Annotated in this window: 10 protein-coding genes and 1 tRNA gene; 8 read left to right on the top strand and 3 right to left on the bottom strand. The window is 49.0% G+C overall.

Annotated features, from left to right (window positions below; genetic code table 11):
* Nucleotides 1–47: 47 nt before the first annotated feature.
* Complete coding sequence (pdxH, locus tag AC1XTG_RS10125; protein ID WP_484841886.1) at nucleotides 48–689, bottom strand: pyridoxamine 5'-phosphate oxidase; 642 nt, start codon at nucleotides 687–689, stop codon at nucleotides 48–50.
* Nucleotides 690–793: 104 nt separating this feature from the next.
* Between pdxH and AC1XTG_RS10120 the strand changes: the two genes are divergently transcribed.
* Both AC1XTG_RS10120 and AC1XTG_RS10115 read left to right on the top strand, forming a co-directional pair.
* A complete protein-coding gene (locus tag AC1XTG_RS10120) occupies nucleotides 794–2,698 on the top strand; it encodes a DUF349 domain-containing protein (protein WP_484841885.1) in 1,905 nt (634 codons plus the stop codon).
* A 113-nt stretch (nucleotides 2,699–2,811) separates the two neighbouring features.
* Nucleotides 2,812–2,884: transfer RNA gene (locus tag AC1XTG_RS10115), tRNA-Thr, on the top strand.
* 125 nt (nucleotides 2,885–3,009) lie between these two features.
* Here the strand turns inward: AC1XTG_RS10115 and AC1XTG_RS10110 are convergent.
* On the bottom strand, nucleotides 3,010–3,303 hold the full coding sequence (locus AC1XTG_RS10110) for a hypothetical protein (protein ID WP_484841884.1): 294 nt from the start codon (nucleotides 3,301–3,303) through the stop codon (nucleotides 3,010–3,012).
* 104 nt (nucleotides 3,304–3,407) lie between these two features.
* The gene (locus AC1XTG_RS10105; protein ID WP_484841883.1) at nucleotides 3,408–3,785 is read right to left on the bottom strand and encodes a hypothetical protein; all 378 of its coding nucleotides are present in this window, start codon (nucleotides 3,783–3,785) and stop codon (nucleotides 3,408–3,410) included.
* Nucleotides 3,786–3,945: 160 nt separating this feature from the next.
* Here AC1XTG_RS10105 and AC1XTG_RS10100 point away from each other — a divergent pair, with 160 nt between their 5' ends.
* The 6 genes from AC1XTG_RS10100 to AC1XTG_RS10075 all read left to right on the top strand — a co-directional run bounded on the left by AC1XTG_RS10100 (nucleotide 3,946) and on the right by AC1XTG_RS10075 (nucleotide 14,007).
* On the top strand, nucleotides 3,946–4,686 hold the full coding sequence (locus tag AC1XTG_RS10100; protein ID WP_484841882.1) for an NUDIX hydrolase: 741 nt from the start codon (nucleotides 3,946–3,948) through the stop codon (nucleotides 4,684–4,686).
* Nucleotides 4,687–4,779: 93 nt separating this feature from the next.
* Complete coding sequence (locus AC1XTG_RS10095) at nucleotides 4,780–7,614, top strand: TonB-dependent receptor (RefSeq protein ID WP_484841881.1); 2,835 nt, start codon at nucleotides 4,780–4,782, stop codon at nucleotides 7,612–7,614.
* Nucleotides 7,615–7,634: 20 nt separating this feature from the next.
* On the top strand, nucleotides 7,635–8,711 hold the full coding sequence (locus AC1XTG_RS10090) for a phytase (RefSeq protein WP_484841880.1): 1,077 nt from the start codon (nucleotides 7,635–7,637) through the stop codon (nucleotides 8,709–8,711).
* Nucleotides 8,712–8,801: 90 nt separating this feature from the next.
* Nucleotides 8,802–9,407: an RNA polymerase sigma factor gene (locus AC1XTG_RS10085; protein ID WP_056290462.1), complete on the top strand. Its 606-nt coding sequence runs from the start codon at nucleotides 8,802–8,804 to the stop codon at nucleotides 9,405–9,407.
* Nucleotides 9,408–9,499: 92 nt separating this feature from the next.
* The gene (locus AC1XTG_RS10080) at nucleotides 9,500–10,594 is read left to right on the top strand and encodes a FecR family protein (protein WP_484841879.1); all 1,095 of its coding nucleotides are present in this window, start codon (nucleotides 9,500–9,502) and stop codon (nucleotides 10,592–10,594) included.
* A 35-nt stretch (nucleotides 10,595–10,629) separates the two neighbouring features.
* Entirely contained in the window at nucleotides 10,630–14,007 is a 3,378-nt protein-coding gene (locus AC1XTG_RS10075; RefSeq protein WP_484841878.1) for a TonB-dependent receptor, read from the top strand.
* Nucleotides 14,008–14,017 lie beyond the last annotated feature (10 nt).

The raw sequence follows: 14,017 nt of genomic DNA, 5'->3' as shown, positions 1-14,017 counted from the left end.
ACAAGCTTTTTACAGGTTGGTAAATTTTGGCTGGACTGACAATTCCTTCACGGCGACAGCCTTTCAATCTTCCAAACTCCACTTTCTTCTTTCGTGTAAGCCAGCCTGTCGTGCAGCCTGCTTGGCCGGCCTTGCCAGAACTCGATAAAATCAGGCACTACGCGGTAGCCGCCCCAATGCGGCGGGCGAGGTACTTCAATCCCTTCAAAGCGGGCTTCTGTTTCCCTTATTTTTTCTTCCAGAAACTCCCGGTCCGGAATGGTTTCACTCTGATGCGAAACCCAGGCGCCGATCTGACTGCCTCTTGGACGCACGGAAAAGTATTCGTTTGATTCAGCCTCGCTCGTCTTCGCTGCCCTGCCTTCTACCCTCACCTGACGTTCCAGCTCCTTCCAGAAAAAAGTAAGCGCAACGTGACTGTTTTCTTCGATCTGTCTACCCTTTTTACTTTCATAATTGGTAAAGAAAGAGAAACCTGTTTCATCCAGGTCTTTGAGGAGCACCACGCGGGAGGAAGGCCGGCCTGCTGATACAGTACTTAAAAGCATTGCATTTGCCTCGGAAACACCGGCTTTTAAAGCTTCATCAAACCATAACCTGAACTGTTTCAGCGGGTCAGGGTTCAGATCGTGCTCACGCAGACCTTGCAAATGATAATCGTGACGGATTTTGGCAATATTATGATCCATTTGGCACTAATATGTGATGTTGGGAGCTCAAAATTAGCCATTTCAAGGGAAAGATTATTAGATTTGTAATCCGGAGAAGACGTACTTACGAAACAAGAATCACGATGGCACAAGAACAACAAGAAGGGGTCAGGAGCGACGAGCAAGAGGACCTGGAACCAAAAACAATTGACACCCTTGAAATTGATCTTAACAATGAGTTAACCGAAGAGCATGAGGAGGCGGTGCCGGATGTTGATTATACCCAACTATCGAAAGAACAGTTGGTTAACTTGTTAGAGAACGAACTGGAAGCTATCCGTACCGAAGGTGCCAAACCTGCGCAACTTAAAAAAGCAGAAGCTGTTGCAAAGGAAATCCGCCCGGTTCTTGATCAGATTAAATTGAAGGAAAGAGAAACCGCTTTGCAGGCATATATCGCCGAAAACGGAAGCGAAGAAGGTTTCGAATATAAGTACGACGCCGACACCCAGAAGATCGATTCGCTTAGCCGCGAGATCAAGGGTTTGAAGAATTCGTATTACCAGTCTCAGGAAAAAGAAAAAGAAAAGAATTTCAATGTAAAAACTGCCTTGTTGCAGCGTTTGCGCCTTTTACTAGACGAAGAAGGCGGCCGCGAAACCGACGCGACAGGTTTGAAATCCAGCTGGGAGGAATTTAAGAAGATCCAGGAGGAATGGAAAACAGCCGGTAACATCGCTTCTCCGCATAACGGAACACTCTGGGCAACTTACAATGCATTGATTGACAGATATTTCAGCAACAGAAATATTTATTTTGAATTAAAAGAACTCGACAGGCGCCGCAATGCAGATCTGAAAGCAGAACTCTGCGAGAAGGTAGAAGAACTTGGAAAATCATTGGAAAACCGGCCGATGACCAAGGAGATCCTGAACGAGGCCAACCATATTTTTGAAGAGTACAAACACCTTGGACCTGCACCTAAAGACGAGCAGGAAAAGCTGTGGCAGCGCTTTAAAGAAGCACTGGACGTACTGTATAATGCGCAGCGCGGACAATTTGCCGAGCAGAAGAAGTTGATGCACGAAAATTACGAGCAAAAACAGGCCATCTACGAAGCGATCGTCCCATTCACCACCTACAACTCAGGCAGCATTAAAGAATGGAATGCAAAAACCAAGGAGATCATGGCTTACCAGGATCAATGGGTTGCATTGAAAGGAATTATGCCGAGGGAAGAAGGTAAAGAGCTGAGCAAGAAGTTCTGGGCAGCGTTGAAGACTTTCTTTAACAACAAAGGTGAGTTTTTCCGTCAGCTGGAATCGAAAAGAGAGCAGAACCTGGAACAGAAAACCCAGCTTTGCGAAGAAGCCGAAGGGCTACTTGCTACTGGCGAAGACAACCCGGCCACCACTCAGAAAGTGATCGAGCTTCAAAAGAAATGGAAGGCGATCGGTCAGGTTCCTGAGAAGTATAAGGATACGATTTACGACAGGTTCAAAAAAGCGTGTGACGCATACTTTGATCAGAAACGCGCCAAGAACAAGGTGGTGGAAGAAGAATTCGAAGGCAACCTGTCACGCAAAGTTGACCTGATCGAGCGCATTGAGGCCGCAGCCAAAGACAAAGACGAATCTTCGCTGAACCTGCTGAATGCATTCAAGAGCGAGTGGGCTTCCATTGGCTTTGTACCTAAAAAGGATATGCAGGCTATTCAGAAGCGCTACATTGCTGCGATCAATACTTACGTGGGCGCGATTGGTCAGCTTTCTAACAAAGAGAAAGAGCAGGCTGTGCTTGAAAGCGAAGTAGAACTGGCAAGAGATGGAGAAAGCAGCCGGACACTTTACCGCAAGGAAAGTGATATCCGCCGCAAGATCACCCAGCTTGAAAATGACATCGCACTTTGGCAGAATAACATCGAGTTCTTCGCGAAGTCGAAAACTTCTGACCGCTTGAAAGCTGATTTTGAAAGAAAGATTAATGCGGCACTAAGTCAGCTGGATGAGTTGAAACATCAACTTACTATTATTCAGGAGGCTATCTAAAAACAGTAAAAAAGTTTAGAAAAAAATATTGCAAAAAGTTGCTTTATATAGTCTACAAGCCTACTTTTGCACCATGATAACGGAACAAACACCGACATCATAAAATAAAAAAGGCCTCCATAGCTCAGCTGGTAGAGCAACTGACTTGTAATCAGTAGGTCGTTGGTTCGATCCCGACTGGGGGCTCTTAAAATTTCCAAAGCACTTAACTTTCGTTAAGTGCTTTTTTGTTGTTCATGCCTATGTCGCAATGAATTTGTAATATCATTCCTGCCTATCTCTCCCAGTTAGCGAACTCTTTTCAACCGAACTCAAAAAAGCTGCCAAACATTAAGCAATGCAAATAGCGCCTGAACAATCACCACGGCAATGTACCACCCGCGCAATTTCCTCACAGCTGCAATAAATACAATCAGTGATAGCAGCGTCAGGGCAAGAGCCGCAATGGAGAAAGTCCGGGGATCAGATCCGGCTGTAAACTGACGGTAATATGTGCTACGCTCGGCAACGCCTGAATGCGCGTAGCAGGCAAATCCCCAAACAGCGGCGCTATATACGTTGAGGAGCAGCGAAGCAAGCAAAAGCATGTAAGGGATTCTTTTCATGTTCAGGTATTTGCATGAGTGTTGGAGAAAGATACGTACTGCTCCAGCACAAAAAAAAAGCAACCGTTCAAAACGGTTGCCCTCTCGCTTCAAAAACAAACTAACTACTTTACCCGCTTGCCCGTTGCTTCGAAATTGTAGACCATTCCTTTCAGATTGTCATCGTCAACCTTAGCCAGATCGATCGATAGCTCCCCTACTTCGGCTGTCTCGAAATAAATGGCGATCCGGTCTGCGCTTTCCTCGATTTTCGTGATCGGCCGCTTGGCAGCAGTGGTATCATTTGCATTCATGAGCTCTCCGTTCAGTTTGCCGTCTTTACGTACCAGATCCGTCAAAAATTTAACATCACCATTCGGTGTCCCATTGATTGCAATCTCCCATTTTCCCGCAAAGAAGTCGGGAGTCGCAGCGGTTTGTGCCGAGGCCTCGTAGACGCAGCAAAGGCTGAAAAGGAAAATAAACAGGTTGAATTTTTTCATAAATAAGCTGTTTGACTATGTAAAACTTTTGGATTCAATACGCTTGTAGTACATTGATTTTCAAAGTTAGAAAAATAAGAACCTTATTGTCTATATTTAAGACAATAAATTTATTTCAACTTTTTACTTTCACATTTATATTCAGATCGGCAGCATTGGCATGAGTCAGAATTTACATTATCCCAGTGAACAAGGTTACATAGCGCAACTGTCCATTGACTGTGTCATTTTCGGCTACCGCGACAGACAACTGCATGTACTAGTACCCAAGCTGAACTTCAATGGTGATTTCTGGGCTTTGCCAAGCGGGTTTGTCTATAATGACGAGGATGTCGACGCAGCAGCGAGCCGGATATTGCAGGACCGGACAGGCCTGGCCGACGTTTATCTCGACCAGTTCAGGGTCTTCGGCAAAGCTGCGCGGACAAATCTCAGCTTCCTTGAAAAATTGATCGCATTGAACCCGGATAAGCTCGGGGAAGGGATCAACAACCGGAAGGAATACGAATGGATCACACGGCGCTTCGTCACAATCGGCTACTATGCGCTGGTGGATATGAACAAGCTGGTTCCTAAACAGAACGAGCTCGACCAATCCATTGACTGGTATCCGATCAAGGACCTGCCGGTATTGATCCTTGACCACAATGAAATGATTGCCACCGCGCTGGAAACATTGCGCGAAAACCTCGACCGCAAACTGATCGCATTCAACCTGTTGCCCGAAACATTTACAATGAAAGAAGTACAGGAATTATACGAAGCTATCTTCGACCGGCCATTTGCAAGAAACAATTTCCAGAAGAAAATACTCGATCTTAATGTGCTGGAACGGCTGGACAAAAAATTCACCGGGGCAGCCAACAAGGCTCCTTACCTCTACCGGTTCCTGAACAGATAACAGCAGCGCACACAGGTAACAATTTGGCAACATTATAGTAATGCAGCCGAAACATTGCCCTCGGATCTTTGCGGATCAATCAAACGAGGAATTATGCCTGTATTTAATTTTACAAAACTCACCTTCCTTATTGCTTTCATTTTCGCGCTACAAAACGTTGCAGTAGCTCAGAAGGGCCTGATTACCGGGACTATCATGGACGGACAAAAGCTCTCCCTCCCCGGCGCAACGCTGCGGATCACGCCGGGAAACCAGTACACCATTTCCGATGTGCGTGGAAGATTCGAGTTCCTGAATGTACAGCCTGGCACTTACCAGCTCGAAGCTACCTATATGGGATACCGCACTTCAAGGCAGGAGATCGCCGTTGAGAATGGGCTCATAACAAACACCGAGCTGATCATGCAGGAAGGCGGACTGGATATGAATGAGGTAGTAGTGCTCGGGGACCGGCTGAAAGGTCAGGCCAAGGCATTGAACCAGCAGCGTAACAATGAAAATATAACCAATATCATCTCCTCTGATCAGGTAGGCCGCTTTCCGGATGCCAATATCGGCGATGCATTGAAGCGCGTGCCGGGTATTACCATGCAAAATGACCAGGGGGAGGCGCGTAACATCATCGTGCGCGGACTGGCTCCGGAGTTGAACTCGGTCACCATGAACGGCGACCGCATTCCGTCTGCCGAGGGTGATAACCGGCGTGTGCAAATGGACCTGATCCCGTCCGATATGATCTCTACAATTGAGGTAAACAAGACACTTACGCCCGATCTGGACGCAGATGCGATCGGAGGCTCCGTAAACCTGGTGACCCGCGCAGCGCCCAATGGACAGCGTATTTCAGCAACTTTGTCGGGCGGCTACAACCCGATCCGCGGCAAAGCATTGTATACAGGCGGTTTTGTTTATGCCAATCGTTTTGCCAAAAATGCGATCGGAATGGTGTTGAGCGGCTCTTACAACAACAATAACTATGGATCTGACGACGTGGAAGCGTCGTGGACCAAAGACGATTTTGGCAATGTGTACATCAATGAAAGTCAGATCCGCAAATATGATGTGCAGCGGATCCGCCGCAGCCTCTCAGCTTCTTTCGATTTCAAACTGAGTCAAAACCATACCATTACCGCCAATGCGATGTACAACTGGCGGTATGACCGCGAGAACCGGTACAGGCTCAACATCGACGACATTGAGCCGATCTACGATGAAGCCAACAACATTACCGGCTACGAGGGCCGTGTGGGCAGGCAAACAAAAGGCGGAATTGAAAACAGCCACAACAAAGGTACCCGCCTGGAAGACCAGCGCGTGCAAAACTATTCGCTCAAAGGCGAGCACTTACTGGGCCCGAAAGTGGATATGGATTGGAGCGTAAGCTACTCTACGGCCAGCGAAGACCGCCCGAACGAGCGGTATGTCAATTTCCGTGAAGGCGGCAATGCGTTGACTTTCAACGGCGACAGCCGCGCGCCTCTTTTTACCGCCCCTGATCTGGACCAGACCTCACTTGGACTGAATGAGATATCTGAAAACCACGATTTCACAAAAGAATCGGAATTGGGGGCAAAAGTGAATTTCAGGTTTCCATTCTCCGTCATCGCGGATCAGAAAGGCCGTTTGAAGGTAGGCGGTAGAATGCGCATCAAGAACAAAGATCGCGACAATGTGTTTTACGAATACTCGCCTGTCAACGAAGATATGATCGCTGATCTGGGCAGCACAGGTACTGTAAACTGGCCCAGCAACAACTTCCAGGCTGGCTCGCACCTGGTACCGGGAATATTTACAAGCAAGAGCTACCTCGGTAACCTGAATCTCGGCAATACCGGCGAGTTTGAGCAGGAGGCTGTTCCAAGTGAGTTTTTGGGCGCCAATTACAATGCAAAGGAAAACATCGTAGCAGGTTACCTGCGCTGGGACCAGGACTTTACAGACAAGCTTTCCATGATCCTCGGAGCACGCCTTGAAAATACTTCGATCAACTACACAGGTAACCTGATCACCGACGAAGAGGAACTTACAGGTACACGTTCTGTAAAAAATGATTATCTGAATGTAATGCCTTCGGTATCATTCAAACTGAAAGCGACAGAAGACCTGATCCTCCGCGCAGCGGCAACAACTGCACTGGCGAGGCCGAATTATTACGCACTTGCTCCCTACATCAGCATCATTCCCGGCGACCGCGAGATTACTGCCGGTAACCCGAACCTGAAAGCGACTTACTCCTGGAATTTTGATTTCATGGCTGAGAACTATTTCAGGTCTGTGGGCCTATTTTCCGCAGGTGCTTTTTACAAAAACCTCAAAAATTTCATTTACACCTACCGGAACCAGCAATATACCACAGCCAGTTTCGCCGCAGATTTTCCCGGCGAAGTTAACCCGGTCGGCGATGGGGAAACCTGGGATTTTTACCAGTCAAGAAATGGTGAAAGCGTGAATGTGTTCGGGATTGAAGCTGCATTTCAGCGGCAGCTCGACTTCCTCCCAGGCTTTTGGAAGTATTTCGGGATTTACGCCAACTATACTTACACCAAATCCTTTGCAAATGGCGTGTACAATGAAGATGGTGACGTGAGAACCGGCGTTACACTGCCCGGAACTGCCCCGCACATGTTCAATGCATCGCTTTCATGGGAAAACAGGAAGTTTTCGGCACGTTTGTCGGCCAACTATACCGCTGCTTACCTTGATGCACTCGGCGGCAATGAGTTCGATGACATTTACTACGACAAACAGTTTTTCCTCGATGCCAACGCAGCTTACAAGATCACCAAAAACCTGCGTGTATTTGCAGAAGCGAACAACCTGACCAACCAGCCACTGCGTTACTACCAGAGCATTTCTTCCCGCACGGTGCAGGCAGAGTACTACCGCCCGCGCTTCAACATGGGACTGAAATTTGACTTAACCAGATAGTAACGCATTAAAACACCTTCATGAAAATCGCATTTTATCCCATATACCTTACTTCAATAATCGTCCTCGCTGCATGCGGCAGCAAGCCCAATGAGCAAACCGGAGCAACCGGCAAAGTTCAGATTGATACTGCCAATGCGATACAACCGGTGGTAATTACCGATTCCGTCAAACACGATACCGACGATCCGGCGATCTGGATCAATCCCGCCGACCCGGCAAAAAGCCTCGTTTTGGGCACGGACAAAAACGAAGACGGCGCGCTGTATGTGTTTGACCTGAATGGAAAAACAGTCGCCGATAAGGTTGTCAGAAATCTGCAAAGACCTAATAATGTCGACGTCGCTTACGGAATGAACATCAATGGTAAACCGACCGACATTGCGGTACTAACCGAGCGGAAGGCCAATAAAATCCGTGTATTCAGTCTGCCTGACCTGAAACCGATCGATAACGGAGGCATTGAAGTATTTGCGGGAGAAATCGAGCGCGATCCAATGGGGATAACGTTGTATACCCGACCAGAAGACAAGGCGATTTTCGCGATCGTGAGCAGGAAGTCGGGCCCGGCAGAAGGTTACCTCTGGCAATACCAGTTATCTGGCGACGTAAAAGGGAATGTAACCGGCAAGCTTGTGCGGAAATTCGGCAAATACAGTGGCAAGAAGGAAATAGAATCCATTGCAGTGGACAACGAGCTGGGCTACCTCTACTATTCCGACGAGCAGGTAGGTGTGCGCAAATACTACGCCCACCCCGACAGCAGCAGCACCGAGCTTGCATTGATCCCGAATACCGGCTTTGCAGAGGATAATGAAGGTATCTCGATCTACAAAACGGGAGACAAAACGGGCTATCTGCTGGTATCCGACCAGGGTGCCGACAAGTTCCATATTTTCAGCCGCGAGGGTTCAAAGGAAAACCCGCACCTGCATGCGCCGCTCAGGATTGTGAAGGTAGCAGCCCACCAGAGCGACGGTTCCGAAGTGACCAGCACGGCATTGAATGCGACTTTCACCAAAGGTTTATTCGTCGTCATGTCCGAAGGAAAGGTTTTCCATTACTATCGGTGGGAAGATATTATCGGCAAGCAATAAAACTTACGCAGGAATTACGGGTACTTTCCAAAGCCCGCCGTCTTTTGATTGGAACCGCAGCATACCCGGCGGTTCCAATCAAAGCTTCGGATGAAAACGTTCAACGTCGGTTCACTTTCTGAGAACGAGGTCACGCAGTACTGGAAAGCTGCATTGGCCGGTGATCGGGCTTCGTTCCGGAAGCTGCTCGAAGCGACTTACGACCTGATGTACCAGTACGGTCAGAAATTCAGCCGCGACCAGGAACTTGTCAAAGATGCGATCCAGGATGTGTTCCTGGAAGTTCTTGAAAAAAGGGCGACACTCAATGGTGATATTCCCCCAAAGCCCTATCTCCTCGCCTCCCTGCGTCGGCGTCTCCACCGCCTCGGCCACCGCAGCAATTGGCTGCTCCCCACAGGCGAAGAGCATGAAAACGAATTTGAAATCGAATTCAGCTCCGAGCATTACTTTATCATTTCCGAAGAAAACAGGCACGTGGCGCAGCAAATTACCTCGCTGATGAACGCCCTCCCCGCCAGGCAAAAAGAGGTAGTATACCTGCGGTTTTTCCAGGAACTCGACCGGGACGAGATCGCCGAAATCATGCACATCCGGCCCCAGTCTGTTTCCAATCTGCTTCAAACTGCATTCAAATGGATCCGCGAGCAATGGAAAACTGCCATTCCGTTTCTCCTTTCATTGTTGTTCCAATAGACCTTCTTTAAAATAATCCGGAAAAATGTCGGATTAATGCAGTATCAGCCCGGTAGCAATGTCTAATGGTATTTGAAAGGTCAAATCCGGACATGAAAGATTATCAAAATTTCTCGGCAGAAGATTTTCTGTGGGATGATGCATTCCGACGGTGGGTACTGCATCCCAGTGCTCAGGACGACGCGCAATGGGAAAGCTGGCTGGCCCAAAATCCGGACAAAGCAGCGACGGTCGATAGGGCGCGTGAGCTGGTGAAAGCAGTGGGCCCCACTCCTGCTCCGCTGCCGGAAGCAGAAAGAAACCACGCCATCGGGTCCATTCTCAACCATTTTGATGAATATCCCCAGCCCGCTCCCAACCAAAGACAGGTATGGTTTCCGCCCACATTCTGGTTCCGGGCTGCCTGCATTTGCCTGCTTACTATTGGCTTCGTCTGGTTTTTTGCCAAACACCGGGACAGCGGGGTGAATGGAGATTTACTGGTGACAAAAGACATGCGTATAGTGGCGAACACAGGGAAGGCTATTTTGCGCGTCAAGCTATCAGACGGCAGCGTGGTTTATCTCTCACCCGACAGCAAGCTGAGTTACCCCGATCATTTTTCATCAACAAAAAGGACAGTACACCTGAGTGGCGGCGCATTCTTCGAAGTTGCCCGGCAGCCTGGCCGCCCGTTCTATGTTTTTGCCGGAAGTCTGGTTACCAAAGTGCTGGGTACCAGCTTTCACGTCCGGTCTTTTGACAATGAAAGCAATGCAAGTGTGTCTGTAAAAACCGGCCGCGTCGCCGTATTTGCCAGAGAGAAAAGTCCGCTTACCAGCGACGAGCTCAGCGAGCGGGGAGCCGTGGTGATCGAGCCGAACCAGCAGATTGTACTGGCGCATGAAACCGTAAAATTGACAAAGACCATTGTCCCCGATCCCGAACTCATTATCCCGCCTGACGAAGCTATTGACTTCAATTTCAATGATTCCCCTGTTTCTGACATCTTTAAAACCCTGCAAAAAGCCTATGGTATAGAAATCATTTTCGATGAAAAAACAATGAAACATTGCCCGGTAACAGCCACGCTGACCGACTTGTCCCTCTATGAACAACTCGACCTGGTTTGCAATGCAGTCCGCGCCAGCTACGAGGTGATCGACGGGCGGATCGTCGTTGATGGAAAAGGTTGCGGGGAAATGTAAAAGAAAACGCTAAACACTTAATCAATTCAGAAAGTATGAACAAAATAGTACTATCGCCGCATTGTCTGTTGCTGCTGCGGATCAGCCTGTTACAAATATGCCTGGCCATGTGCTTTTTCAGCCGGGCCAATGCCGGTCCCTCCGGTGCTCAGGAATTACTCGGCAGGAAAATCTCTGTTTCCGTTAATTCGGAAGAAATGGGCCGGGTGTTGAAGAAGATCGAAAAACAGGCTGACGTACGTTTCGTATTCAGCTCGAAACTGATACAATCCACTCGCAAGATCTCCTTCTCGGCAGAAGCAAAGCCGCTTTCGGAGGTACTTAGCGGCATTCTCACGCCCCAGGGGCTTGTGTATGAAGTTAAAGGAAAGAACATTGTCGTAAAACCGAATGATAAAACCGGCGAGGCAAGTACTACCAGCATTGAAATGCCGCGACAACCCGGTGCAGCTGAAATCACGATCAAAGGAAAAGTGACCGACGCGCAAAATGCAGAGCCGCTTCCCGGTGTGAACATTCTGGTGAAAGGAACGCAAACGGGAACCTCCTCGGATGCTGACGGAAACTACACCATTCAGGTACCCGACGGCAGTGCCACGCTGGTGTTCAGCTTTGTGGGGTATACCTCGCATGAAGCTGTTGTGGGCAGCCAGACACAGATCAATGTGAGCCTGAAAACAGATAACAAATCGCTGGAAGAGATCGTGGTAGTAGGTTACGGAACGGTCAAGAAAAGCGATGTGACCGGCTCGGTATCGTCTGTCAAAGCAGAAGAAATCACCGCCTACCCTGCCCTGGGAACTGTGCAGGCCTTACAGGGCCGCGCGGCTGGTGTTCAGATCCAGGCCAACAATGGCGAGCCGGGTTCAACCTTCAAGGTACGTGTGAGGGGAAGCAGCTCCATTAATGCGAGCAGCGATCCTATCTATGTGGTCGATGGATTTGTAGGTGGCGCATTGCCGCCTCCGGAGGATATCGAATCCATTGAAGTACTTAAAGACGCTTCTGCAACAGCCATTTACGGTTCCCGTGGTGCCAATGGGGTAATTATGGTCACTACCAAAAAAGGTATGTCGGGCAAGCCGAAAATTGATTTCAACACCTCCTTTTCTTCTCAAACTGAAATCAACCGCCTCGACCTGCTCAATGCGTCCCAGTTCCTGAGCTATGTACAGGAAGCGCGGCCCAACGTGGTTTCACAAGGAGCAGATACGGATTGGCAAGACCAGATTTTCAGAAAAGGCGGTATTCAGAATTACCAGCTTTCCATTGCCGGAGGCGGGGATAATGTGAAATACTATGTGTCGGGAGCACTTTACGATCATAAAGGGATCATCATCAATTCGGGCTACAACCGCTTTTCGGTGACCAGCAACATTGATATACAAGCTGCAAAAAGATTGAAACTGGGTTTGAATCTCTTTGCGCAGCGTGTTTCCCGCGATCAGTCCAAAACACAGGAAGGATCTTCCGGCCTTACGCCGGGCGTTGTGGCATCCGCATTCAAGTTTGAGCCCGACCAGCCTATTCGCGGCGCAAACGGAAGATTTACGGTAGCGAGATTAAATGACCCGATCGACAATCCCTACGCAATCGCGACGCAGCTGGAAAACCAGTCACTTACCGATCGCATCCAGGGAAACCTTTATGCAGAATACAGCATCCTGGATGATCTTAAACTGCGGGTTACCATGGGCGCAACTACCAACAGCGGCCGCGCCGGGACTTACCTGCCAAGTACATTGAACGACGGCCGCAACATAGGCGGGCGCGCGAGTGTCACGGGTACCAAAAGCACATTGCTGCTAAACGAGAATTACCTGCTTTACAACAAGAAGATCGGTACTAACCACGATCTGTCGGTCATGGCGGGTTACTCTTATCAAACCTCTTCCAGCGAACGTTGGGGCGGCACCGGGCAGTCTTTCATCACCGACGCAGTTTCATTCTGGAACCTGGGCGGATCGTCCGTGTGGCAGAGCCCGACCTCAGAATTGGTTGAGTGGCAGCTTGCTTCGCTCTATGGACGGATCACCTACTCGCTTGCCGACAGGTATCTTTTCACGGCCAACATTCGCCGCGATGGTTCCTCGAATTTTAGCAAAAACAACAAATGGGCAATGTTCCCGTCCGGCGCATTCGCGTGGAAAATGTCAAGTGAGCCATTCATGCAAAACATGCCGGCGATCAGCCAGTGGAAATGGCGCGTGAGCTACGGATTGACAGGAAACCAGGCCATTACGCCATACCAGACAATGGCGCGCTTCTCAAATGTGTACACAGTAATCAATGGCGTGGCCGTGAATGCGGTTCGCCCCACTACTGTTGCCAACGACGATCTGACCTGGGAAACAACCAAGCAGTTTGACATCGGAACTGATGTGAGCCTGTTTAATAACCGGATTAATGTCGTGCTCGATTATTACCGTCGCGTTACCAGCGACCTGCTGTTCAGCGTGCCGCTTCCGCAATACTCAGGTTACACCAACCAGTTGCAGAACATCGGTTCGGTTGAAAACAAAGGTTTTGAAATAACCTTCAATTCACGTAACCTGATCGGCAATTTCAAATGGAGCACAGATCTTAACTTCTCGCTGAACCGCAACAAAGTGCTCAAACTGCCGAATGGAACGGACATTTTCTACAACTCTGCGCCTGGCCACATGGTAGGTCTGGGTCAAACGCAGATCCTGCGTGAGGGTCAGCCGGTGGGTAGTTTCTATGGCTGGCTTTATGACGGCGTTTATCAGCAAAACGACAATTTCATTCCCGGAGGCGGCTTTGAAGTAGCAGCTGGCGGCGAGAAATTCAGGGATATTGACGGCAAAAAAGATGCGAATGGTAAGCTCACCGGCGAGGCGGACGGTATGCTCAACAGCGACGACCGCACGATCATCGGAAATCCGCACCCTAAATTTACCTGGGGCCTCAACAACGATTTCAGCTGGAAAGGATTTGACATGAACGTGTTCTTCCAGGCTTCGCAGGGCAACGATCTGCTGAGCTACACATTAATGGAGCTGAACCTGCTGTCGGGGATCAACAATGCCACTACCGAAGCATTGAACCGGTGGACACCAGAAAATACAAACACCAATGTACCCAAAGCAATGGCGGGCCGCACGCGTCGGGTTTCTACGCGCTGGGTGTACGACGGCAGTTTTGTACGTCTGAAAAACCTGGCGTTAGGTTACAATCTTCCGAAGCCGGTATTGGAAAAACTGAGGATCAGCAAGCTGAGGTTCTACGTCAGCGCGCAGAACATTCTCACGTTTACCAAGTACAAAGGTTACGATCCGGAGGTTAACTATTCGTCAGAAGGCGATACCGACGGGAACAGGAACCTGGGTCTTGACTACGCCAGCTACCCTAATGCAAAATCCTACACAGTAGGTCTGAACATCGGTTTATAGTTCATGTGCC

The organism is Dyadobacter sp. HNCC25DJ183 (assembly GCF_056895175.1).
This window is presented reverse-complemented; position numbering and strand designations above follow the sequence as displayed.

Excerpts from the sequence above, each read along its gene's own strand:
- pdxH (WP_484841886.1), bottom strand. The coding sequence starts at position 689 with ATGGATCATAATATTGCCAAAATCCGTCACGATTATCATTTGCAAGGT.
- AC1XTG_RS10120 (WP_484841885.1), top strand. The coding sequence starts at position 794 with ATGGCACAAGAACAACAAGAAGGGGTCAGGAGCGACGAGCAAGAGGAC.
- AC1XTG_RS10110 (WP_484841884.1), bottom strand. The coding sequence starts at position 3,303 with ATGAAAAGAATCCCTTACATGCTTTTGCTTGCTTCGCTGCTCCTCAAC.
- AC1XTG_RS10105 (WP_484841883.1), bottom strand. The coding sequence starts at position 3,785 with ATGAAAAAATTCAACCTGTTTATTTTCCTTTTCAGCCTTTGCTGCGTC.
- AC1XTG_RS10100 (WP_484841882.1), top strand. The coding sequence starts at position 3,946 with ATGAGTCAGAATTTACATTATCCCAGTGAACAAGGTTACATAGCGCAA.
- AC1XTG_RS10095 (WP_484841881.1), top strand. The coding sequence starts at position 4,780 with ATGCCTGTATTTAATTTTACAAAACTCACCTTCCTTATTGCTTTCATT.
- AC1XTG_RS10090 (WP_484841880.1), top strand. The coding sequence starts at position 7,635 with ATGAAAATCGCATTTTATCCCATATACCTTACTTCAATAATCGTCCTC.
- AC1XTG_RS10085 (WP_056290462.1), top strand. The coding sequence starts at position 8,802 with ATGAAAACGTTCAACGTCGGTTCACTTTCTGAGAACGAGGTCACGCAG.
- AC1XTG_RS10080 (WP_484841879.1), top strand. The coding sequence starts at position 9,500 with ATGAAAGATTATCAAAATTTCTCGGCAGAAGATTTTCTGTGGGATGAT.
- AC1XTG_RS10075 (WP_484841878.1), top strand. The coding sequence starts at position 10,630 with ATGAACAAAATAGTACTATCGCCGCATTGTCTGTTGCTGCTGCGGATC.